At 73.7% G+C, this 23,029-nt stretch carries 15 protein-coding genes; 10 read left to right on the top strand and 5 right to left on the bottom strand.

Features of this window, described 5'->3' with window-relative positions; translation table 11 throughout:
• Nucleotides 1-11: 11 nt before the first annotated feature.
• Nucleotides 12-2,483, bottom strand: a complete 2,472-nt coding sequence (locus ABT296_RS09855) for an ATP-binding protein (RefSeq protein ID WP_351925149.1) — start codon at nucleotides 2,481-2,483, stop codon at nucleotides 12-14.
• Nucleotides 2,484-2,649: 166 nt separating this feature from the next.
• Here ABT296_RS09855 and ABT296_RS09850 point away from each other — a divergent pair, with 166 nt between their 5' ends.
• The 4 genes from ABT296_RS09850 (at nucleotide 2,650) to ABT296_RS09835 (ending at nucleotide 7,046) form a co-directional block, all read left to right on the top strand.
• Entirely contained in the window at nucleotides 2,650-3,117 is a 468-nt protein-coding gene (locus ABT296_RS09850) for a carboxymuconolactone decarboxylase family protein (protein WP_351925147.1), read from the top strand.
• Nucleotides 3,114-3,572, top strand: coding sequence for an iron chaperone (locus ABT296_RS09845; RefSeq protein ID WP_351925145.1), 459 nt, complete (start codon nucleotides 3,114-3,116; stop codon nucleotides 3,570-3,572). The genes ABT296_RS09850 and ABT296_RS09845 overlap by 4 nt, the downstream gene beginning before the upstream one ends.
• A 203-nt stretch (nucleotides 3,573-3,775) precedes the next feature.
• Complete coding sequence (locus ABT296_RS09840) at nucleotides 3,776-5,893, top strand: ATP-binding SpoIIE family protein phosphatase (RefSeq protein ID WP_351925143.1); 2,118 nt, start codon at nucleotides 3,776-3,778, stop codon at nucleotides 5,891-5,893.
• Between the two features lie 49 nt (nucleotides 5,894-5,942).
• Nucleotides 5,943-7,046 carry a winged helix DNA-binding domain-containing protein gene (locus ABT296_RS09835; RefSeq protein ID WP_351925141.1) on the top strand — a complete coding sequence of 368 codons (1,104 nt, stop codon included), beginning with the start codon at nucleotides 5,943-5,945 and terminating at the stop codon, nucleotides 7,044-7,046.
• Between the two features lie 99 nt (nucleotides 7,047-7,145).
• Here the strand turns inward: ABT296_RS09835 and ABT296_RS09830 are convergent, their stop codons facing one another.
• The 3 genes from ABT296_RS09830 to ABT296_RS09820 all read right to left on the bottom strand — a co-directional run bounded on the left by ABT296_RS09830 (nucleotide 7,146) and on the right by ABT296_RS09820 (nucleotide 13,019).
• Complete coding sequence (locus ABT296_RS09830) at nucleotides 7,146-7,940, bottom strand: S1 family peptidase (protein WP_351925139.1); 795 nt, start codon at nucleotides 7,938-7,940, stop codon at nucleotides 7,146-7,148.
• Nucleotides 7,941-8,161: 221 nt separating this feature from the next.
• Nucleotides 8,162-10,966: a helix-turn-helix transcriptional regulator gene (locus ABT296_RS09825; RefSeq protein WP_351925137.1), complete on the bottom strand. Its 2,805-nt coding sequence runs from the start codon at nucleotides 10,964-10,966 to the stop codon at nucleotides 8,162-8,164.
• A 1,219-nt stretch (nucleotides 10,967-12,185) separates the two neighbouring features.
• A complete protein-coding gene (locus tag ABT296_RS09820; RefSeq protein WP_351925135.1) occupies nucleotides 12,186-13,019 on the bottom strand; it encodes a helix-turn-helix transcriptional regulator in 834 nt (277 codons plus the stop codon).
• Nucleotides 13,020-13,132: 113 nt separating this feature from the next.
• Here ABT296_RS09820 and ABT296_RS09815 point away from each other — a divergent pair, with 113 nt between their 5' ends.
• From ABT296_RS09815 to ABT296_RS09795, 5 genes are all read left to right on the top strand, one after another.
• Nucleotides 13,133-14,800: an AMP-binding protein gene (locus tag ABT296_RS09815; protein WP_351925133.1), complete on the top strand. Its 1,668-nt coding sequence runs from the start codon at nucleotides 13,133-13,135 to the stop codon at nucleotides 14,798-14,800.
• On the top strand, nucleotides 14,797-16,386 hold the full coding sequence (locus ABT296_RS09810; RefSeq protein WP_351925131.1) for an AMP-binding protein: 1,590 nt from the start codon (nucleotides 14,797-14,799) through the stop codon (nucleotides 16,384-16,386). The genes ABT296_RS09815 and ABT296_RS09810 overlap by 4 nt, the downstream gene beginning before the upstream one ends.
• A gap of 61 nt (nucleotides 16,387-16,447) precedes the next feature.
• Nucleotides 16,448-17,473, top strand: coding sequence for a LacI family DNA-binding transcriptional regulator (locus tag ABT296_RS09805; protein ID WP_351925206.1), 1,026 nt, complete (start codon nucleotides 16,448-16,450; stop codon nucleotides 17,471-17,473).
• 266 nt (nucleotides 17,474-17,739) lie between these two features.
• Nucleotides 17,740-18,879 carry a glycoside hydrolase family 12 protein gene (locus ABT296_RS09800; protein ID WP_351925129.1) on the top strand — a complete coding sequence of 380 codons (1,140 nt, stop codon included), beginning with the start codon at nucleotides 17,740-17,742 and terminating at the stop codon, nucleotides 18,877-18,879.
• A gap of 132 nt (nucleotides 18,880-19,011) precedes the next feature.
• Entirely contained in the window at nucleotides 19,012-20,094 is a 1,083-nt protein-coding gene (locus ABT296_RS09795; protein ID WP_351925127.1) for a lytic polysaccharide monooxygenase auxiliary activity family 9 protein, read from the top strand.
• A gap of 73 nt (nucleotides 20,095-20,167) precedes the next feature.
• Here the strand turns inward: ABT296_RS09795 and ABT296_RS09790 are convergent, their stop codons facing one another.
• Complete coding sequence (locus ABT296_RS09790; protein ID WP_351925125.1) at nucleotides 20,168-20,866, bottom strand: hypothetical protein; 699 nt, start codon at nucleotides 20,864-20,866, stop codon at nucleotides 20,168-20,170.
• A gap of 205 nt (nucleotides 20,867-21,071) precedes the next feature.
• Here ABT296_RS09790 and gcl point away from each other — a divergent pair, with 205 nt between their 5' ends.
• Complete coding sequence (gcl, locus tag ABT296_RS09785) at nucleotides 21,072-22,856, top strand: glyoxylate carboligase (protein WP_351925123.1); 1,785 nt, start codon at nucleotides 21,072-21,074, stop codon at nucleotides 22,854-22,856.
• Nucleotides 22,857-23,029 lie beyond the last annotated feature (173 nt).

Raw genomic sequence — 23,029 nt, 5'->3', positions numbered from 1 at the left:
CCAGGGGAATTTCAGCGGTCCTGGGCGACCGGCTCACCGAGAACGGCCCGGCCCGCCGCGCGTTCGGAGGCGGCGCCCGCCGGATCCGTGGCGTCGAGCACGGCGGCGATGCCCTCGTGGGCCAGCGCCCGTTCGTACCGGTGGCCCGGCCCCAGCTCCAGAGCCTGCCGGTGCAGCCGCAGGGCCTCCTCGGGCAGACCGGCGAGCCGGCAGGTCTCGGCGTAACCGTTGAGGAAGTGGATCTTCCAGTGCTCCTCGAAGAGTTCGTCGAGGAGCGCGAACGCCTCCCGGTGGCTCGCCAGCGCCTCCTCGTACCGGCCCATCTGCCGCAGCGCCACGCCCCGGCAGTTCAGGCCCCACGCCTGGTTGTGCAGATGCCCGTCCTCGCGGGCCAGCGCCAGCGCGCGGTCCAGATGGCCGGCCGCCTCCTCCGGGGCTTCCCGGGCGAGGGCCACCCCGAGCGTGATCCGGGCCGTCAGCGCCGGCGGCCACACGGGGTCGGTGTGCGGCACGCCGAGCACCTCCCGGGCCAGCCCCGCCGCCTCCTCGCGGTGCCCCAGTTGCAGCAGCGCCCAGGCCTGAGCGGCGGCGGCGTGCGCGGCGCCCTGCGGACAGCCGGCCTCCGTGTACAGCTTGCCCGCCAGCCGGAAGAGGTCCAGCGGCTCCTCGCCCCGGGCCGCGTCCCAGCCCAGGTAGCCGCGGCGCAGGGCCAGTTCGGCCGCCACCCGGACGTCCCCCGCCTGTTCCGCCCTCGTCCCGCCCGCCTCGTACGCCTCGGCCGCCTCCGCGGCACGGCCCGCGTGGTAGCGCGCGAACCCCAGGTCGCTGTACGCCTCCGCCAGCCGCAGCGGATCGCCCAGCCGCTCGGCGGCCGCCAGCGAGCGCTCGAAGAGGACGTTGAGGTGCGTGGTGCCGCAGCGGCGGGCGAAGTAGGACCGCAGGAAGCGCGGCAGCTCGCACACATGGACGTCGGCGCCGACCGCCGCCGCCGTCTCGAACGCGGCGACGAGATTGCCGTACTCCGCGACGAACCACGAGAAGGCGGCGCCGCGGTCCGCGAACCGCGGAAGCTCCTTCGGGGCCGGCCCCGCGGCGACGGCGGACGCGGGCGCCACGAACGGCATCGCGGCGTCGGCGGCGGCCGCCGCGTGGACGTAGTAGCCCAGCACCCGCAGCAGGGCCCGCTCCCGGTCGGCCGCCGGGTCCGTCTCGACGCCCGCCCGGCGCGCGTGCCGGTGCACCAGGTCGTGCAGCCGGTAGCGGCCCGCCGTCGGCTCCTGCACGAGGTGCGCGTCGACCAGGTCCTCCAGCACGGCCCGCGCCTCACCCACCCCGACGTCCGCCAGCGCCGCGGCCAGATGGTCGTCGAAGGACTCCCCGGGCACCACGCCCAGCAGCCGGAACAGCCGGGCGTGCGCCCGGTCCAGCTGCCGTACGGACATGGCGAGCGCGCTGTCGAACTCGTCCGAGCCCCCGGCCAGGCGTTCGGCGAGGATGCCCACGGTCCAGCCCGGCCGGTGCCGCAGCCGCGCCCCGGCCAGCCGCAGCGCGAGCGGCAGCCGGCCGCACAGCCGCAGCACCTCCGCGGTGGCCTCCGGGTCCCGGGCCAGCCGGCCCCCGGGACCGCCCGGGTCGCCGCCGGCCCGGGCCAGCAGCAGCGCGCTCTCCTCGGCGCCGAGCACGTCCAGCGAGACGGGCGGCACCTCCTCCAGGCCGAGCAGCCGGTTGCGGCTGGTGATCAGCGCGACCGAGGCGCCCGCACCGGGCAGCAGCGGGCGCACCTGCTCGGCGTCGGCCGCGTTGTCGAGGACCACGGCCACCCGCCGGCCGGCCAGCTCCGAGCGCCAGCAGGCGGACAGTTCCGCCAGGCCCTCCCGGGGCACCCGCTCGGACGGCACGTCCAGGGCGCCGAGCAGCATCCGCAGCGCGGAGTCGGGATCGAGCGGGGGACGGCCCTCGGTGAACCCGTGCAGATCGACGTAGAGCCGTCCGTCCGGGAAGGAGTCGGCCAGCCGGTGCGCCGCGTGCACGGCGAGCGTGCTCTTGCCGACGCCCGCCATGCCGTCGACGGAGACCGCCCGATGGCTGTCCAGCGCGGCGAACACCGCGGCGAGGGCCTCCTCGCGCCCGGTGAAGTCGGGCACGTCACGGGGGAGGTCGTTGCGGGGTGCCGGCCGGGCCTGGCGGCTGCTCCTGGGCGGCGCGGGCAGCGGGTTCGCGCACCGCTCCCACAGGGGCCGCAGCGGCCGGGGGTCCCGCTTGACCAGACGGCACAGGGCGACCACGGCGGGCCACGGCGCAACCGTACGGCCGGTGAGGTAGCGCGAGAGCGAGGAGGAGCTGAGGCCGGAGTCCCGGGCGAGCGCCCGTACGCCCAGCCCGGACAGCTCCTGGACCAGGCGCAGCCGCGCCGCCAGCTCCTCCTGCGGATCGTTGGTCCCGGCCTGCTGGTCCACCACTGTTCCCCCGTCCGTGCGTCCCACCGTGCCCGAAGTCTTCACAGCCAAGTCGGCGCAGGTCAAGCCCTGTTGTGCTGTCCCACGGCGTCCCGCCCGGATGGCCCGGGGCGCGGGGACGGGCTGTCATGGAGTCACGCCCCGGGGGACGGGGCGACGGACGAGAAGAGAGGGGAGAGCAGTGCGGTCCCGGATGCGGAAACCCGCCGACGTCCTGCCCGGCGCGGCCCGGCCACTGGAGGAGATCCGGCGCGCGGCGCACTCCGCCGGTGTGGACGCCGGGACGCTGGAGCTGGTGCGGCTGCGGGTCAGCCAGATCAACGGATCCGGCGCCTGCGTCGCCCTCGGCGCCGCTGCGGCCCGGGCGGCCGGGGTGGGCGACGAACGGCTGCTCGCCCTCGCCGCCTGGCGCGACACCCCCTGCTTCAGCCCGGCGGAACGGGCGGCCCTGGAACTCGCCGAGGCCGCGACCCGGCTCGCCGACCGCCCCGACGCGGTCAGCGACCCCGTCTGGGACCGGGCCGCCACCCACTACGACGAACAGCGGCTCGCCGCGCTGATCCTCATGATCGGCGTCACCAACCTCACCAACCGGCTCGCCGCCACGACCCGCCAGCACCCCGGCACGCCACTCGACCCACCCGGAAGGAACCCGTCATGACGAAGACCCAGCACACCACCGCCCCCGCCGAGCAGTGGACGGACGAGGAGCGCGCCGCGATGAAGGAGCGCTCCCGCGAGGTGAAGGCCGGCTCGCGCCGGATGACCCGCGCCGAGAAGGAGGCCCAGGACGCGGCCGCCGTCGTCGAGAAGATCGCCGAGATGCAGGAGGCGGACCGGGTGCTGGCCGAGCGGATCCACGAGATCGTCCGCACCGCCGCCCCGGAGCTGGCGCCCAAGCTCTGGTACGGGATGCCCGCCTACGCCAGGGACGGAAAGATCGTCTGCTTCTTCCAGAGCGCGCAGAAGTTCAACGCCCGCTACGCGACCCTCGGCTTCAACGACACGGCCCGCCTGGACGAGGACACCATGTGGCCGACCGCCTTCGCCCTCACCCGCCTCACCCCGACCGCCGAGCAGCACATCGCAACCCTGATCACAAAGGCAGCAAACTAACCCTCCCCCGCCCCCAGGGGCGCGGGGAACTGCGCGATCGACCACGACAGCGCCGCACCCAAATCCCGCGCCCGACTGGCACCCCCCAGGGGCGCGGGGAACTGCGCGATCGACCACGACGCCGCCGCACCCAAATCCCGCCCAGCCCCGGGACCGGCCCCGCTGAGATTCGCGCCCGCCCCGTTCGGCGTACCGTCGTGTGTGTGGACGTCACTGCCGACGCTCTGTTGTCCCGTGCCGCACGGCGGCTCGCCCCCCGGGCGGACGAGCTGATCGCCGAAGTGGCGCGGTACCTGCGGCGCGAGGTGCCCGAGCTGTGGAGCACCCCCGAGATCGCCCGGAAGACGGCGGACAACATCACCGAGCACATCACGGGCGTCCTGTCCGGACTGGAGCACGGAAACGCCCCGGACACCATCGCCCTGCCCCCGACCGACCTGGAGCACTCCCGCAGACTGGCCCGCCACGGCACCGGCGTCACCGCCATCCTGCGGGCCCAGCGGCTGGCGGAGAGCGTGGTCCTCGACGCGATGCTCGCGGAGCTGCCCAAGCTGACCGACGACCCCGAGCTGATCAGCGCCACCGCACGCCGGATGACCGCCACCGCCACCGCCTACGTCGACCGCTCCTCCGCGCAGGGCGTAGCCGCCTTCCAGGAGGAACGCGACCGCCGGCTGCGCTGGCGGCTGTCGGTGGTGAACGAGGCCGGGATCCGCATCGGAACCACCCTCGACATCGCCCGCACCACCCAGGAGCTGGCCGACCTCGCCACCGACCACTTCGCCGACGGCGTCACCGTCGACCTGCTCGACTCGGTGGTCGACGGCACCACGCCGACCGATCCCCCCGTCCTGCGCCGGATGGCCGACCGGGCGGCCGAGGGAGACCTCGAACCGGAGTTCGAGGTGCAGCAGCGGCACATCTGCCCCCCGGAGTCGCCCTCCGCCCACGCCCTGGTCACCGGGCACCCCTCCCGCGCCCAGGACGGCTCGGGCCTGGTCGTGCCGCTCACCGCCCGCGGCACCACCCTCGGCGTCGCCCGCTTCCTCAGAAACGGCCACCAGGAGGTCTTCGACGACGACGACCTCCTGCTCGCCCAGGAGATCGCGGCCCGGGCCGCCGTCGCCGTCGACAACGCCCGCCGCTACACCCACGCCCGCGCCACCGCCCTCAGCCTCCAGCGCAGCCTGCTCCCGCAGGGCACCGCGGACCATTCGGCCGTCGACGTCGCCGCCCGCTATCTGCCCGCGGGTGACCGGGCCGGCGTCGGTGGCGACTGGTACGACGTGATCCCGCTGTCCGGGGCCCGGGTCGCCCTGGTCGTCGGCGACGTGGTCGGCCACGGCATCCACGCCGCCGCCACCATGGGCCGCCTGCGCACCGCGGTCCGCACCATCGCCGACTTCGACCTGCCGCCCGACGAACTCCTCACCCACCTCGACGACGTCGTCATCCGGCTGGCCGCCGACGCCGCCAAGGACCCGGAGGCACCCGCCACCGGCGACCTGGGCGCCACCTGCCTGTACGCCGTCTACGACCCCGTCACCGCACGCTGCTCACTGGCCCGGGCCGGCCACGTACCGCCCGCGGTGGTGACCGGGGACGGCACCGTTCAGATCCTCGACCTGCCGCCCGGCCCGCCGCTCGGCGTCGGCGGGCTGCCCTTCGAGGCCGTGGACCTCGACCTGCCCGAGGGCAGCCTCCTCGCCCTGTACACCAAGGGGCTGGTCGAGGCGCGCGGACACGACACCGAGGCCGGCCTCGCCCTGCTGCGCCGGGCCCTCGCCCGGCCCGCCGACGTCCTGGAGGAGACCTGCGACCACGTACTGCGGACCCTGCTGCCCGACGGCCGGCCGCACGGCGACGTCGCCCTGCTGCTGGCCCGCACCCGCACCCTCGGCGACCGTCAGGTCGCCGCCTGGGACCTGGACGCCGACCCGGCGGCGGTCTCCCGGGCCCGCGCGAACGCGGCCCGCCAGCTCACCGCCTGGGGCCTTCAGGAACTGGACTTCACCACCGAACTGGTCGTCAGCGAACTGGTCACCAACGCCATCCGCTACGGCCGGCCGCCCATCCGGCTGCGCCTCATCCACGACGGCGCGCTGATGTGCGAGGTCTCCGACGCCGGCAGCACCACCCCCCATCTGCGCCGCGCCGACACCTACGACGAGGGCGGCCGCGGCCTGCTGCTCGTCGCCCAGCTCGCCGAGCACTGGGGCACCCGGCACGCCCGGCAGGGCAAGACGGTCTGGGCGGAACTCAGCGAGGACGGCCGGTCCCCCTTCCCCGACCTCGACCTCGACATCGCCTCCCTCATCTGACCCGGCTTGCGGACCGTCGTTGTCCGCAACCGGTACTAGCGTGCCGGACATGACGAAGACGACCGCCCAGGGCCCCGTTCTCGGCACCCGCGCCCTCAACCGCGCCACCCTCGACCGCCAGCTGCTGCTGCGCCGCACCCCGATGGCCGCGCGGGCCGCCGTGGAGCACCTCGCCGGCCTCCAGGCCCAGGAGGTCAAGCCGCCGTACTACTCGCTCGCCGCGAGGCTCGACGGCTTCACCACCGGGGAACTCGCCGGGCTGCTGGAGCGCCGCGAGACCGTGCGGATCGTCACCCTGCGCTCCACCATCCACCTGCACACCGCCGACGACGCCCTCACCCTGCGGCCGCTGGTGCAGCCCGCCCGGGAACGGGAGATCAACCTGTTCCGCAAGGGCCTGGCCGGCGTCGACCTGGACCGGCTCGCCGCCCTCGCCCGCGACCTCGTCGAGGAGGAGCCCCGCACCATGAAACAGCTGCGGGAGGCGCTCGGCGAGCGGTGGCCGGACGCCGACCCGCAGTCGCTGGCCATCGCCGCGCGCTGCCGGCTGCCGCTCGTCCAGATCACCCCGCGCGGCCTGTGGGGCCGCAGCGCCCAGGTCACCCTGACCACCGTCGAACACTGGCTGGACCGCCCCCAGGAGGAAGCCGCCTCCGCCGACACCGCCGTCCTGCGCTATCTCGCCGCCTTCGGCCCCGCCTCCGTCAAGGACATGCAGACCTGGTGCGGGCTGACCCGGATGCGCCCCGCCTTCGAACGGCTCCGCCCCGAACTGCTCACCTTCCGCGACGAACACGGCGTCGAGCTCTTCGACCTGCCCGACGCCCCGCGCCCCGACCCCGAGACCCCCGCGCCCCCGCGCTTCCTCCCCGAGTTCGACAACCTGATGCTCTCCCACGCCGACCGCACCCGGGTGATCCCGCCCGCCGACCGGGGCCGCACCTGGCAGGCGAACACCTTCTACTGCCCGCTCCTCGTCGACGGCTTCCTCGCCGGCGTCTGGCGGATCATCGACGGCGCCCTCGTCGTCGAGACGTTCCGCGACCTCACCGCCGCCGAACGCGCGGAGGTCCGCACGGAGGGCGAGCACGTACTCCGGGTCATGCACCCCGACGACGGCTACGACCTCCGCTTCGGGAAGGTCATCCCGTAACCGGCCCAGGACATGGATCGGGGGCGTTGCGGGCCGCTCGTGGAGGCCCGCAACGCCCCCTGGTAGTGCACCTGAGGGATACTCAGGAGTCTTTCCCGGTCACGAGTTGACCTGAGCGGTCACCAGGCTGGAGAAGGTCGTCAGCCGGGTGTAGACGCCCGGGTAGCCGGCCAGCGCGCAGCCCTCGCCCCAGGAAGTGATCCCTGCCAGGACGCCCCCGACAAGCAGGGGACCGCCGCTGTCGCCCTGGCAGGTGTCGACGCCGCCGGAGGTGTATCCGGCGCAGACCATGTCGGACTGGACGAAGTCCGAACCGTAGGAACCGCCACAGCCGGAGTCGGAGACGATCGGCACGGTCGCCGTCCGCAGCTGGTTGGAGGAGCTGCCGCCCGAGGAGGTGGTGCCCCAGCCGACGATGCGCGCGGTGGTGCCGGCCGCGTACACACCCGTCTGGGTGGATGAGACGTACGGCGCCGTCGTGTACGGCATCGCCGTCGACAGGGTCAGCACCGCCACGTCGTCGCCGTTGGTGGCGTCCGAGTAGCTCGGGTGGATCCAGATTTTGCTGACCCGGCTGACAGTGCCGTTGGTGCCGTTGCGGTAGGTGCGGCCGCCGACCACTCTGACGCTGCTGGTGGTCTCACCGACCATGCAGTGGGCCGCGGTGACCACCTTGGTGGCCGAGACGAGCGTCCCACCGCAGAACTGGCTCTGCGAGGCGTCCGTGATCTGCATCATGAACGGGTACGCCGTCGTGGTGGTCGTCGAGCCGCCCACGATGGGCTGGGGAGCCGCGGCGGCGGTGGGGGCGACGCCGATCAGCGCGGTGGCCGCGGCCGCGGCGGTCGCCGCGAGCCCGATGGCGGTCTTCTTGGCACGGTTGAGCCCGAACATGAGTCTCCTCATTGCGTTGCCGGTGGGGGGTCGCACGGGTGTGGGGGTGAGTCACGAAGGCCTCGGGACCGACCCCCGTGTGCCCGGCGAGCGGCACGCCCCATACGCTAGAACCCGCGGCAGCCCTACCCAAGAAGGGAACCCCCTAGGGGAGTTGGGCAGGGAAAACCCTCGGTCGGCCGCCCGCAAACCCCCGGTGAAGGTGAATCCGTGGGGCCGTCTCAGTTGCCGGGCCGGCCCGCCGCGAGCCGGACGATGTCGACCCGCGAACGGATTCCCAGCTTGCGGTAGACGCGGGTCAGGGTCGCCTCGACCGTCTTCACGCTGATGAACAGCCGCCCGGCTATCTCCCGGTTGGTGGCGCCCTCCATGACCAGCGCGGCCACCTGACGCTCCATCGAGGCGAGCGAGTCCAGCGCGTCCAGCGCGGCCGCCCGGGCGGGCACCGGCTCGGCCGGGGGCGCGGTGGCCGCCGCCGCCACCTGGCGCAGCCACGGCAGCGCCCGGCACCGCCGGAACAGCCGCGCCGCCTCGTCGTACGCCGTCGGACCCGGCCGCGGGGAGCGCAGCGCGGCCAGCGCGAACGCCGCCCGCGCCTCCTCCAGCCCGTAACCCAGCTTGGCGAGCCGGTCCTGTGCGGACGTCAGCTGCGCGGCGGCCGGGTCCCGTTCCCCGCGCGCGGCGCGCACCAGCGCCTCCGCGCGGTCCAGGACCGCCAGCACGCTCTCCCGGCCCAGCCGCAGCGCGCGGGCCCGCGCCGTGTCGATGACGTCCTGCGCCTCCTCGGTCGCGCCGACCACCACCAGCGCCTCCGCCAGGTCGCCGTGCCAGCGCCCGCGTGCCGGGTCGGTGATGCCCAGACCCGCCTCCAGCTCCCGCACCCGGCGCAGCGAGGCGACCGCGGCAGGCGCGTCCCCCGCCACCAGCTGGGCGTGGCCGAGGGCGGCCAGCGCGCGCGAGACGTACATCTGGTCGCCGTCCCGCTCCGCGTGGTCCAAGGCCTCGCGGGCCAGCGCCAGCGCCCGGTCCACCTCACCGCCCGCCGCCTCCGCGAAGGAGGCCAGTACGGCGGAGGCGACCTCGCCTATCCCGGTGTCCCGGGCCAGCCGCAGGCTCTCCCGGGCGAGGTCCAGGGCGCGGGCGCAGTGCCCGGTGCGCAGCTCGGTCTCGGCGAGGCCGCGCAGGAAGTGCACCTCGCTCTCGACCGAGCCGCGCCGGCGGACCTCGCGCAGCAGCCCGGTCACGGTCGCCCGCGCCTCGGCCAGCTGGTCGCTCATCACCTGCCACCGGAACCGGGCGTACCCGGCACCGTTGTGATGGCAGGACACCCGCGGGTCCTGGGGTTCGGTCAGCGCCCGCCGGATGGTCGAGGGCGCGTCCGGGTGGCCCATCAGGGTCTCGGTCTGCGCCTGGAAGGACAGCGCCATCAGCTCGGTGTACCGGTCGCCGCCGCGGGCGGCCAGCTCCGCGCAGTACGCGGCCTCCTCCCGGGCGCGGTCGAAGTCGCCGTCCACCAGCAGGGCCCGCCAGCCCAGCTGGTAGTGGATCAGGGCCAGCAGCCGGGGATCGTCGCCCGCGTCGGCCAGCGCCTGCGGGAAGACCGCGTCGACCTCCGCCATCGCGTGCCCGGCGGTCTCGACCACCACGATCCACGCCCGCACCCGCTCCGCCGGCACTGTCGAACCGGAGAGCACCTCGCGCGCGATGTCCCGGGCGAGGTCCAGCTCACCGGCGGTGATGGCGTCCTCCGCGGCCTGGAGCAGCAGCGCGTGCGGGCCGCGCTCGGCCGGGGCGTGCCGGGCGGACAGCCGGCCCAGCGAGGCGGCCATCGACGGCGCCCCCCGGTCGCGGGCCAGGGCGGCCGCCTCCGCCAGCGCGGCGGCCACCTCCGGGTCGGTGCCCGTGGTGGCCAGCGCCAGGTGCCTGGCCCGCTCGATGGGGTCCGAGGCCGCCGTGGACAGCGCGGTGTGCGCGGCCCGGCGCTCCTGCGCGGGGGCCTCGGCGTACAGCGCGGCCGAGATCAGCGGATGCGCGAAGCGGACCGCGGGTCCCTCGGACTCCGTGGCCAGCAGACCCAGCTCGGTCGCCCGCGCGGTGTCCGCCTCGGCGTCGGCCCGGCCGGCCGCGCGCAGGGTGGCCAGGGTGGGGCGGGCGCCCGCGCTGGCCACGAGGAGGGTGTGGCGGGCGTCGGGGGAGAGCATCTGCAGCCGGTCCAGGACCAGGGCGCGCAGCGAGGTCGGCACCGGCAGCGGCTCGCCCGGCCGGGGCGGGGTGGGGTTCTCGGCGAGGGTCCGGCCGAGCTCCAGGGCGAACAGCGGGTTGCCGCCGCTGGTGCGGTGGACGTCACGGACGGTCGAGCGGGGCAGGCCGGTGTAGCCGCGGTGGTCGAGCAGGGCGGCCACCTGGGTACGGGTCAGCGGGCCGAGGCGCAGGGCGAGGGTGTCCGGCGGGGACGCGCGTAGATGCCTGTCGTACTCCTGGTCCTCGGTGCGGGCCGCGAAGAGCATCCGCACCGGGGTGTCACCGAGGCGGCGGGCGGCGAAACCGAGGAGTTCCGCGCTGGCCGGATCCAGCCACTGGAGGTCGTCGGCGACCACCAGCACCGGGCCCTCGGCTGCGAGCGCGCGCAGGGCGGAGAGCACGGCGAGACGCAGGGCGAGCCCGTCGCGCTGGAGCGTGGACTCGCCGCGGCCGGTGAGCGCCGACTCCAGGGCGGTGCGCTGGGCGGCGGGGAGCCCCGCGCACACCTCGTCCAGCACCAGACCGAGGAGGTCGGCGAGGGCGAGGAAGGGGAGGTGGGATTCGGACTCGGTGGCCGAGCAGCGCAACACGGTCCGTGACGCTTCCCCGTATTCCGCGGCCAGGGCCCGCAGGACGGTCGACTTTCCTATTCCGGCGGGCCCGTGCAGGAGGACACTGCCGCCCCGGGCGAGCTGCGCACGCGCGGCGGCGACCGGCTCGTCCCGACCGATGACCAGGTCGGAGCGGGATCTGGCAGGCTCCCTGTAGTCCCGTGGCACGGTCACCGCTCCCCTCCCTGTGGCGTGTCCTGGCCAATATTAGGCAAGGGTCTTTGAATTTCGGAGTGCCTGCCGGGTGAGCCGAATAACAACTCGGCGGCATAGTCAAATTCACGGGACGCACACATGAATGAGCCACCGACGCCCCGGACACCCCCGAACCCCTCCGCGTCCCCGCGACAACGGGCCGGGCGCGGCGCCCCGACGGACACGGACCGCGCCCGCAGTACCGCCCGCACACGCGTGCCTGCTGCGGCCATGACACACATGACACAACGGCCGCCGGTTCGCACGGCAAGGGCCGAACCGCCGCGTGCGCTACGACGCCCCGCAGGAGGGCACACCCGTCCCACGGACCGAGGCGCGACTGCGGCCGGGTGCTGCGGTGGTCTGCCGTACCAGGGGGCGGGCGTCCTGCGGGGCGGGCGAGGGGTGCTGCCGGGGCGCGACAGTCGCAGCGCCTTCCCGAAGGGGCGGCTGTCCGGCCGGGGCGCAACTGTCCCCGCGCCCTGCGATAGTCGTGTCCTTCCCGACAGAGCGGTCGTCTCGCCGAGGCGCGACTGCCGTCGGGTGCTGCGGTAGTCGTGCCGTACCAGGGAGCGGGCGTCTCGCGGAGCGGCCGGGGCGTGTTGCCGGGGCGAGACTGTCGCCGCATGCGCTGCGGTGGTCGTGCCTGCTCGGTAGAGCGGTCGTCCGGCTGAGGTGCGGCTGCCGCCGCGCGCTACGGCGGTCGCGCGCCGTTCTCCCCGTCGAGGCCGCGGCGGTGCCGTGGCGGCGTGGTCGCGCCGCGCATCACAGCAGCCGTGCCGCCCTGACACAACGGCCCTGCCCCGCGACCTGGCCGCGGCACGCCCTCGCGATCACCCCGCGCCACGGCGCGGCAGCCACCCCGCGCCCGTGGAGTCCCGGCGTGCCGCGTTCACGGCACGCCGCCGGCCCGTGCCAGGGTGCCGCAGCCATCTCACGCCTTCGGTACCTCGCCTGTCCGTGCCCCGGCACCCCGCCGTCTTGTGCCCTTGGCGCCTCGCCCGTCCGTGCCCCGGCACCCCCGCCGTCTTGTGCCTTCGGCGCCTCGCCCGTCCGTGCCCCGGCACCCCTGCCCCAGCGCCGCAGGCACCCCGTGCCCACGGCGCATCTCCCACCCCCCTGCCCCAGCGCCGCAGGCACCCCGTGCCCACGGCACGTCTCCCACCCCCCTGCCCCAGCGCCGCAGGCACCCCGTGCCCTACGGCAGCAACGATGCTCGGCGGGCCGCTGCCACTGCCTGGCCGCGGGTGTGGGCGTCGAGTTTGCGCATCGCCGAGCGCAGGTAGCCCTTCACCGTCTCCGGGCGCAGCCCGAGCCGTTCCGCGGCGGCCGCGTTCGTGGCGCCCGCGGCCACGCACGCCAGCACGTCCAGCTCCCGGGGTGCGAGGACCACGCCCGGGTCGCGCTCCGCCTCGGGGGCGAGCAGCCCGCACGCCTCCAGGAGTTCCGCGCGCAGCTCCGGGTCGCCGATCCGGGGTGCCAGCGCGCGCAGCGCCGCGTGTGCCTCCCGGACCCGCTCCCGGGCGGCACCGGTCTCGCCGGGCGACGGCTCGGGACGCGCCGCGTCCAGCAGCTCGCGCGCAGACTCCCGCACCACCAGCGCCTGCTCGACGTCCCGGGCCGCCGCCACGGCCGCGGACAGCGTGCGGTCGCCCAGCGGCTGGGCGGTGCGCAGGGCGCCGTAGAGGACACCGCGCACCCGGCGCCGTACGACGACCGGGACCGCGAGGACCGAGCGCAGGCCCTCCGCGGCGACCGCGGTGTCGTACTCGTGGCTGATCTGGCGCGAGACGGAGTAGTCCGTCACCGCGCAGGGGCGGGCCAGGGCCACGGCCCGGCCGCCGAGACCGGTTCCGGAGGTCACCGCGAGGCGGCTCAGCGAGAGCGTGGCCGTGCCGCTGAGCTCGCTGATCAGCATCTGCGGCCGGGCGGACTCCACCAGACCGCCGAAGGCCACCGGCAGACCCGTGCCGCGGCGCAGCCGCACCAGCGCGCCGCGGATCTCGGCCGTCGCGCCCACGTCCGTCGTCAACCGTCCGCCCTCCTTCCGCGGCGACACCCCCGTTCGCGGGTAGTGAGTGGTGTCACCTGGATTAGACGATGGCGGGGAGCCGCCGGGCAACGGTCCGGAACCGAGGAGGACACATGACGGCCACCGAGGACTTCCGCAGGGCGCGGGACTTCCTGCTGGAGCACCGCGAGGACTACGCCACCGCCCACGACGGCTTCGACTGGCCCCGGCCCGACCGGTTCAACTGGGCCCTCGACTGGTTCGACGTCATCGCGCGGGACAACGACCGCACCGCGCTGCACATCGTCGAGGAGGACGGCACCGAGGCGCGGCTGTCCTTCGCCGAGATGTCCGCCCGCTCCGACCGCGTCGCGAACTGGCTGCGCGCCCGGGGTGTCGGGGCCGGGGACCGGGTGCTGGTGATGCTCGGCAACCAGACCGAGCTGTGGGAGACGGCGCTGGCCGCGATGAAGCTGCGCGCGGTCGTCATCCCGGCCACCCCCCTGCTCGGCCCCGCCGACCTGCGCGACCGGGTGGAGCGAGGCCGTGTCCGGCATGTGATCGCGCGGGCCGGGGACACCGGCAAGTTCGACGAGGTGCCCGGCGCCTACACCCGGATCGCGGTCGGCGGCGCCCCCGAGGGCTGGCTGCCGTACGAGGACACCGCCACCGCCGAGGCCGGCTTCACCCCCGACGGTCCGACCCGCGCCGACGACCCGCTGATGCTCTACTTCACCTCCGGGACCACCGCCCGGCCCAAACTGGTCGAGCACACCCACACCTCGTACCCGATCGGCCACCTCGCCACGATGTACTGGATCGGCCTGCGCCCGGGCGACGTCCACCTCAACATCTCCTCCCCGGGCTGGGCCAAGCACGCCTGGTCGAACCTGTTCGCCCCGTGGAACGCCGAGGCGACCGTCTTCCTGTACAACTACACGCGCTTCGACGCGGCCCGGTTGATGGCGGAGATGGACCGGGCCGGCGTCACCACGTTCTGCGCCCCGCCGACCGTGTGGCGGATGCTCATCCAGGCCGACCTGAGCGCGCTGCGCACGCCGCCGCGCGAGGCCGTGGCGGCCGGCGAGCCCCTCAACCCCGAGGTCATCGAACAGGTCCGGCGGGCCTGGGGCGTGACCATCCGGGACGGCTTCGGCCAGACCGAGACCGCCGTGCAGGTCTCCAACAGCCCCGGCCAGCCCCTGAAGACCGGCTCCATGGGACGCCCCAGCCCCGGCTACCGGGTCGAACTGCTCGACCCGGTCTCCGGCGCCCCCGGCGCCGCCGAGGGAGAGATCGCGCTCGACCTGTCGGCCCGCCCCGTCGGCCTGATGACCGGCTACCACGGCGACCCCGACCGCACGGCGGAGGCGATGGCGGGCGGCTACTACCGCACCGGGGACATCGGGTCCCGGGACGCCGACGGCTACATCACCTACGTGGGCCGGGCCGACGACGTCTTCAAGGCCTCCGACTACAAGATCAGCCCGTTCGAGCTGGAGAGTGCGCTGCTGGAGCACGAGGCGGTCGCCGAGGCCGCCGTCGTGCCCGCCCCCGACGCGCTGCGGCTGGCCGTCCCCAAGGCGTACGTCGTCCTCGCCGAGGGCTGGGAGCCGGGACCCGACACCGCGAAGGTGCTCTTCGAGCACTCCCGCGAGGTCCTCGCCCCCTACAAGCGCCTGCGCCGGCTGGAGTTCGCGCCCCTGCCCAAGACCGTCTCCGGCAAGATCCGCCGGATCGAACTGCGCGAGGCCACGGCGGCCGGCTCGGACGCCGAGTACCGCGAGGAGGACTTCCGGTGACCGCACCGTCGTACACCCACGGAACCGGCGCGACCGCGCTGCTCGGCGACACGATCGGCGACAACCTGGCCCGCACCGCCGCCACCTGGCCGGACCGGGAGGCGCTCGTCGACGTCCCCTCGGGCCGCCGCTGGACGTACGGCGAACTCCTCGCGGACGTCGACGAGTTGGCGTACGCGCTGCTCGCGAGCGGGGTCGGCAAGGGGGACCGGGTCGGGATCTGGGCGGTCAACTGCCCGGAGTGGGTGCTGGTGCAGTACGCCACCGCCCGGATCGGCGCGATCATGGTCAACATCAACCCGGCGTACCGCACCCACGAGGTCGAGTACGTGCTCCAACAGGCCGGAATCTCCCTGCTGTTCGCCTCGCCGGGCCACAAGGGCAGCGACTACCGGGCGATGGTGGACGAGGTCCGCGGCGCCTGCCCGGACCTGCGCGAGGCCGTGTACTTCGGCGACCGGAGCTGGCAGACGCTGCTCGCCCGTGCGACCCCGGCCGCCCTCCCGGCCGACCTGTCCTGCGACGACCCGGTCAACATCCAGTACACCTCGGGCACGACCGGCTTCCCCAAGGGCGCCACCCTCTCCCACCACAACATCCTCAACAACGGCTATTTCGTGGGGGAGGCGATCGCCTACACCGAGCAGGACCGGGTCTGTCTGCCGGTCCCCTTCTATCACTGCTTCGGCATGGTCATGGGAAACCTGGCGGCGACCTCGCACGGCGCCTGCATCGTCATCCCCGCCCCGTCCTTCGAGGCGAGGGCCACCCTGGAGGCGGTCCAGCGGGAGCGGTGCACCTCGCTCTACGGCGTCCCGACGATGTTCATCGCGGAGCTGAACCTGCCCGACTTCGCCGAGTACGACCTGTCCTCGCTGCGCACCGGCATCATGGCGGGCTCGCCCTGCCCGGTCGAGGTGATGAAACGGGTGGTCGGCGAGATGAACATGGCCGAGGTGTCCATCTGCTACGGCATGACGGAGACCTCGCCGGTCTCCACCCAGACCCGGCGCGACGACGACCTGGAGCACCGCACCGGCACCGTCGGCCGGGCCCTGCCGCACATCGAGGTGAAGATCGTCGATCCGGCGACCGGGGTCACTCAACCCCGCGGTGCCGCGGGGGAGTTGTGCACCCGCGGCTACAGCGTGATGCTCGGCTACTGGAACGAGCCCGAGAAGACCGCCGAGTCCGTCGACCCCGCCCGCTGGATGCACACCGGCGACCTGGCGGTGATGCGCGAGGACGGGTACGTCGAGATCGTCGGCCGCATCAAGGACATGATCATCCGGGGTGGCGAGAACATCTACCCGCGCGAGATCGAGGAGTTCCTCTACGCCCACCCCAAGATCGCCGACGTCCAGGTGATCGGCGTCCCGGACGAGCGCTACGGCGAGGAGGTCCTCGCCTGCGTCATCCCGCGCGACCCGGCCGACCCGCTCACCCTGGAGGAACTGCGCGCCCACTGCGCCGGCCGCCTCGCCCACTACAAGATCCCGAGCCGGCTCAGCCTCCTCGACGCCTTCCCGATGACGGTGTCCGGAAAGGTGCGCAAGGTGGAACTCCGCGAGCGGTACGGGGACTGACCCGTTCGGGACGTGCGGGGGCGCCGGCGGTCGTAGGATCGGACGCCCTTGGGGGGTGAGCATGGTCAGACGGCGGCTCGACGCGCCCACGCTGGAGGAGGTGGCCGCGCACGCCGGTGTCGGCAGGGGCACGGTCTCCCGGGTCATCAACAACGAGGCGGGCGTGCGGGATTCGACCCGCCGTGCCGTGCAGCGGGCCGTCGCCGAACTCGGCTACGTGCCCAACCTCGCGGCCCGCACCCTCGCCGGCCGGCGCGCGGACGCCGTGGCGCTGGTGATGACCGAGCAGGACTGGCGGCTGTTCGGCGAGCCGTTCTTCTCCGAGACGGTCACCGCCGTCGGCGACGCCCTCGGCGGCGCCTCCGTCCAGCTGCTGCTCACCCTGGTGCGCACCGAGGACGAGCGCCGCCGGTTCGTGGAGTACGCGCGCGGCGGCCGGGTCGACGGGGTACTGCTGATGTCGGTGCGCGCAGACGACCGGCTGCCCGACATGCTCGCCGACGCCGGCCTGCCCACCGTGCTGCTGGGCCGCCGCTCCGGTGACGAGCGGGTCACCCATGTCGACGCGGACAACGTGGGCGGCGCTCGGGAGGCCGTCGCCCATCTGGTGCGCGGCGGCCGGCGGTCGATCGCCGCCGTCACCGGGCCGCTCGACATGTACGTCGCCCGGTGCCGGCTGCTCGGCTACCGGCAGGCACTCGCCGCGGCCGGGCTGCCGGACGACGCGTCGCTGACCGTCGAGGGCGACTTCTCCGAGGCGAGCGGTCGCCGGGCGACCGCCGAACTCCTGCTGCTGCACCCCGGGTTGGACGCGGTGTTCGCCGCCTCCGACACGATGGCGGCGGGGGCCCTGGCCGAGCTGCGGGCGGCGGGGCGCCGGGTGCCCGAGGACGTGGCGGTGGTCGGCTTCGACGACTTCCAGCTCGCCCGGCACACCGACCCGCCACTGACCACCGTGCGGCAGCCGCTCAAGGAGATCGGCGCCACGATGGTGCGGCTGCTGCTGGAGGAGATCGAGCGGCCGGAGACCACGGCCTGGCGCCATGTCGTGCTGCGCACACGGCTGGTGGTGCGGGACTCGGCGTGATCCGCGCCCCTTTCGGGAGCGCTCCCAAGTGGCTTGCTCCGTCCGCCCGTTGGACGATCATTCCGTAGGGGCCCCGCTGAGCAGGGCGGTTGGGAATCCGTTCGACGGATTCGCGCGCGCAGGGTTGTCAGGGGCATGCGGTGCTCTTACAGTCGCGACGAAACCGGTGGGGTGGGAGCGCTCCCATCAATGGGGAGTTGGGAGCGCTCCCGCGACCCCCGCAGCACCCCCCTGTCGAATCCGGTTCCTCGCAGAGAGGCCCCCACATGCGCTTGCTCACGCACCGCCTCCGCACCCCCCGCGCACTCCTCGGCGCCCTGCTCACCGCACTGGCCACCGTCGCGGCCCTCCTCGCCGCCGGGCCGCCCGCCCAGGCCGACACCCTGATCTGCGACCAGTACGGGACGACCGTGATCCAGGGGCGCTACGTCGTCCAGAACAACCGCTGGGGCACCGGCGCCACCCAGTGCGTCACCGCCACCGACACCGGCTTCCGGGTCACCCAGGCCGACGGCTCGGTGCCCACCAACGGCGCCCCCAAGTCGTACCCGTCGGTCTTCAACGGCTGCCACTACACCAACTGTTCGCCCGGCACCAGCCTGCCCACGCAGGTCAGCACCATCTCCAGCGCACCCAGCAGCATCTCCTACGGCTTCGTCAACGACGCGGTGTACAACGCCTCGTACGACATCTGGCTGGACCCGACGCCCCGCACCGACGGCGTCAACCGGACGGAGATCATGATCTGGTTCAACCGGGTCGGCCCGATCCAGCCGATCGGCTCGCAGACCGGCACCGCCACCGTCGGCGGCCGGAGCTGGGAGGTGTGGACCGGCAGCAACGGCGCCAACGACGTGATCTCCTTCGTGGCCCCCTCGGCGATCGCCCAGTGGAGCTTCGACGTCATGGACTTCGTCGACCAGGCCGTGTCCCGTGGACTGGCCCAGCCCAGCTGGTATCTGACGAGCGTTCAGGCGGGCTTCGAGCCCTGGCAGAACGGTGCCGGGCTCAGCGTGAACTCCTTCTCCTCCACGGTGAACACCGGTTCCACCGACCCCGGTGACCCGGGCGACCCCGGCGATCCGGCGGCGAGCTGCCGGGTGGCGTACGACACCAACGTGTGGCAGGGCGGCTACACCGCCAACGTCACGCTCCACAACACCGGTTCGGCCCCCCTCGACGGCTGGCAGCTCGGCTTCACCCTGCCGTCCGGACAGCGGGTCACCGGCGCCTGGAACGCGACCCTGTCCGCCAACTCCGGTGCCCTGGTGGCGAGCCCCGTCGCGCACAACGCGCGGATCGCGCCCGGCACTTCGCAGAACTTCGGCTTCCAGGGCACCTACTCCGGCACCTTCGCCGAGCCGGCCGGCTTCACCCTGAACGGCACCGCCTGCACCGTCGTCTGACCCGCGCAGCCCGGGACGGGCCCCGCACGGCCCGGCCCCACCCCGCACCTCCGCCCGCCCGGCGCACAGCCGGCCCCGGGCGGGCGGAGGGTTCCAGAGCGGACAGTTCGACGACCGACAGGAGAACCACACATGGCACTACGCGGAAACCGCCTGCTCTCCCTGGCGGCGGTACTGGCCACCCTGCTCGGCGGAGTGGGCCTGGCCCTGCTCGGCCAGGGCAGCGCCCAGGCGCACGGGGTGGCGATGATGCCCGGCTCCCGTACCTACCTCTGCTACGTCGACGCCAAGACCAGCACCGGCTCCCTGGACCCGACGAACCCGGCCTGCGAGGCCGCGCTCGCCGAGAGCGGGGCGAACGCGCTGTACAACTGGTTCGCCGTACTCGACTCCGCCGCGGCCGGCCGCGGCGCCGGCTACGTGCCGGACGGCAAGCTGTGCAGCGCCGGCGACCGGTCCCCGTACAACTTCACCGGCTACAACGCCGCCCGCTCCGACTGGCCGCGCACCCATCTCACCTCGGGGGCGTCGATGCGGGTCAAGTACAGCAACTGGGCCGCCCACCCCGGTGACTTCAGGGTCTATCTCTCCAAGCCCGGCTACTCGCCCAGCACCGAGCTGGGCTGGGACGACCTGGAGCTGATCCAGACGGTCACCAATCCGCCGCAGTCCGGTTCGGTGGGCACCGAGTCCGGCCACTACTACTGGGACCTCAACCTGCCCTCGGGCCGCTCCGGTGACGCGGTGCTGTTCATCCAGTGGGTGCGTTCGGACAGCCCGGAGAACTTCTTCTCCTGTTCCGACATCGTCTTCGACGGCGGCAACGGCGAGGTGACGGGCATCGGCGGCTCGACCGGCGAACCGACGCCCACGCCGACCCCGACGCCCACTCCGACCGACCCGCACACCGGGTGCATGGCCGTCTACTCGGTGACGAGCGCCTGGAACGGCGGTTTCCAGGGCTCCGTCGAGGTCATGAACCACGGCACCACGCCCCTCGACGGCTGGGCGGTGCGCTGGCAGCCCGGCGCCGGCACCCGGATCAACACGGTCTGGAACGGCACGTTGAGTACGGGCACCGACGGGACCCTGACCGTCGCGAACGCCGCCTACAACCGGACCATAGCGGCGGACGGCAGCGTCACCTTCGGCTTCACCGCCAACTCGACCGGCAACAACTTCCCGGTCGGCTCCATCGGCTGCGTGAATCCGTAGCGCCGGCCGGTGACACCGCGAGCGCCGCGCCGGTCCCCGTGCGACAGGGGGCCGGCGCGGTCGTGCGCGCGGGTCAGCCGGCGGGGCAGCCGAGCGCGTCGGCGTGGCTGTTGACCGGCTGCGGGGTGCCGGTGAGGTCCAGCACGAACAGCGGGACGCCGAGCGAGTCGGCCCGGGTGCGGGCGTCCGCGGCGTACCCGGCGAGCGAGAAGTAGACGCAGACGGACGACTCGGTCATGGCCGTCAGCCACAGGCACTCCACGTCCCGGGCGGCGGCCGGCCGTACGGTCGGGTCGACCTGTGCCAGCAGGCCGCGCGCGGCGAGGCCGATGCCGGCCGGGGGCCGCTGGTCGGCGCGCCGTATGTCCCGGTAGCCGAGCCAGCGCAGATACAGCGCCGCGGCGGTGACGGCGTCCCGCGCGGTGCGGATGGTGACCGGCTGGAAGACCGGCCGGCGCCGGGGCGCACCGGGGCCGTCGGCGGGTGCGGCCGGTTCGGCCGGGGCGTCGGCCACCGGGATCCGTACCGCCGCGCCGCACGGACAGCCCAGCTCCGGGTGCGGCCACTGGTCGCGGCGCCCGCAGGAGCCGCACTCCACGGTCACCCACTCCTCGGCCCAGACGCGGTGGGCGATGACCGACGGGGTGCCCCGGGGGTCCAGCCGCGGGGCCACGGGGGCGCCGCAGACGCACGGGTACGACGGAGCCGTGTACCGGTGCTCACGTCTGCAGGCCGGGCAGCACACCGCCGTGCTCTGGGACATGGCACCCATGGTGCGCCAGGAGACCCCGGCTTGTCCGTCTCTTGACGGGCTTCGTCCCCCCACATAGATTGCTTCCAGATAGTAGAAGTTATTTTCCGCAATGTGGAAACAATGCGGAAGGTGACCCGGAAGCCAATCCGGAAGACGACACGGAAGACGCTCACCGCGGGGCGCGACGGGAGTGCGAATCCGACGGCCGAAGCAGGAGTACTCGATGGCACGAATGACCGCTGCCCGCGCGGCAGTTGAGATCCTCAAGCGCGAGGGCGTCAGCAACGCGTTCGGGGTGCCGGGCGCGGCGATCAACCCGTTCTACGCGGCGCTCAAGGCCTCCGGCGAGATCCGGCACACCCTCGCCCGGCACGTCGAGGGCGCCTCGCACATGGCCGAGGGCTACACCCGTACCCACCCCGGCAACATCGGCGTCTGCATCGGCACCTCGGGGCCGGCCGGCACCGACATGATCACCGGCCTGTACTCGGCCATCGGCGACTCCATTCCCATCCTGTGCATCACCGGCCAGGCGCCGACCGCGGTGATCCACAAGGAGGACTTCCAGGCCGTCGACATCGCCTCCATCGCCAAACCGGTGACGAAGATGGCGGTGACCGTCCTGGAGGCCGCGCAGGTCCCCGGCGTCTTCCAGCAGGCGTTCCACCTGATGCGCTCCGGCCGTCCCGGCCCGGTCCTGATCGACCTGCCGATCGACGTCCAGCTCACCGAGATCGAGTTCGACCCGGAGACCTACGAGCCGCTGCCGGTCTACAAGCCCGTCGCGACCCGTGCCCAGGTCGAGAAGGCGATCGGGATGCTGAACGCCTCCGAGCGGCCGCTGATCGTCGCCGGCGGCGGGGTGATCAACGCCGACGCCGCCGCGCTGCTGGTGGAGTTCGCCGAGCTGACCGGCACCCCGGTCGTGCCGACCCTGATGGGCTGGGGCCTGCTGCCGGACGACCACGAGCTGAACGCCGGCATGGTGGGCCTGCAGACCTCGCACCGCTACGGCAACGCGACCTTCCTGGAGTCCGACTTCGTCCTCGGCATCGGCAACCGCTGGGCCAACCGCCACACCGGTCGGCTCGACGTCTACACGGCGGGCCGGACCTTCGTCCACGTCGACGTCGAACCGACCCAGATCGGCCGCATCTTCGCCCCCGACTACGGCATCGCCTCCGACGCGAAGGCTGCGCTGACGCTCTTCGTCGAGGTGGCAAGGGAGTTGAGGGCCGAGGGCCGGCTGCCCGACCGCTCGGCGTGGGCCGCGTCCGCGCAGGATCGCAGGGCGACCCTCCAGCGCCGTACGCACTTCGACGACGTCCCGATCAAGCCGCAGCGCGTCTACGAGGAGATGAACAAGGCCTTCGGCCCCGAGACCCGGTACGTCTCCACCATCGGCCTCTCCCAGATCGCCGGCGCCCAGATGCTGCACGTGTTCCGGCCCCGGCACTGGATCAACTGCGGCCAGGCGGGACCGCTCGGCTGGACGGTCCCGGCCGCCCTCGGCGTCGCCACCGCCGACCCCGAGTCACCGGTCGTCGCCCTCTCCGGGGACTACGACTTCCAGTTCATGATCGAGGAGTTGGCGGTCGGCGCGCAGCACCGCATCCCGTACATCCATGTGCTGGTGAACAACTCCTACCTGGGCCTGATCCGGCAGGCGCAGCGGGCCTTCGACATCGACTTCCAGGTCAAGCTGGAGTTCGAGAACATCAACTCGCCCGAGCTGGGCGTCTACGGGGTCGACCACGTCAAGGTCGCCGAGGGGCTCGGCTGCAAGGCGATCCGGGTGACCGACCCGGCCCAGCTGGGGGCGGCCTTCGAGGAGGCCAAGAAGCTCGCCGCCGAGTACCGGGTGCCGGTCGTCGTCGAGGCGATCCTGGAGCGCGTCACCAACATCGCCATGTCGACCACCAACGACATCGGCAACGTCGTGGAGTTCGAGGAGGTCGCCACCGAGCCCTCTCACGCGCCGACCTCGATCAGGACACTGAAGGTCTGACCCGCGCGGTCTTCTCGAGGGGTGGCTCGTCCTGCGGGGCGGGCCGCCCCTCTTCGTCGTGCCCGGTCCGAGGCCCGCCGCACACCCCCGTGTCGGCGAACCTCGGACCGCCCCCGTCGTACCGGGCCGACCGGACACCCCTGACCGGTGTGCGGCCCGCCGGGATCCGCCGC

Origin of the sequence: Streptomyces sp. NPDC000983, from assembly GCF_040299205.1 — a bacterium.
Classification (GTDB): domain Bacteria; phylum Actinomycetota; class Actinomycetes; order Streptomycetales; family Streptomycetaceae; genus Streptomyces.
The sequence above is the reverse complement of the archived record's forward strand: the minus strand, read 5'-3'. Positions and strand labels throughout refer to the sequence as shown.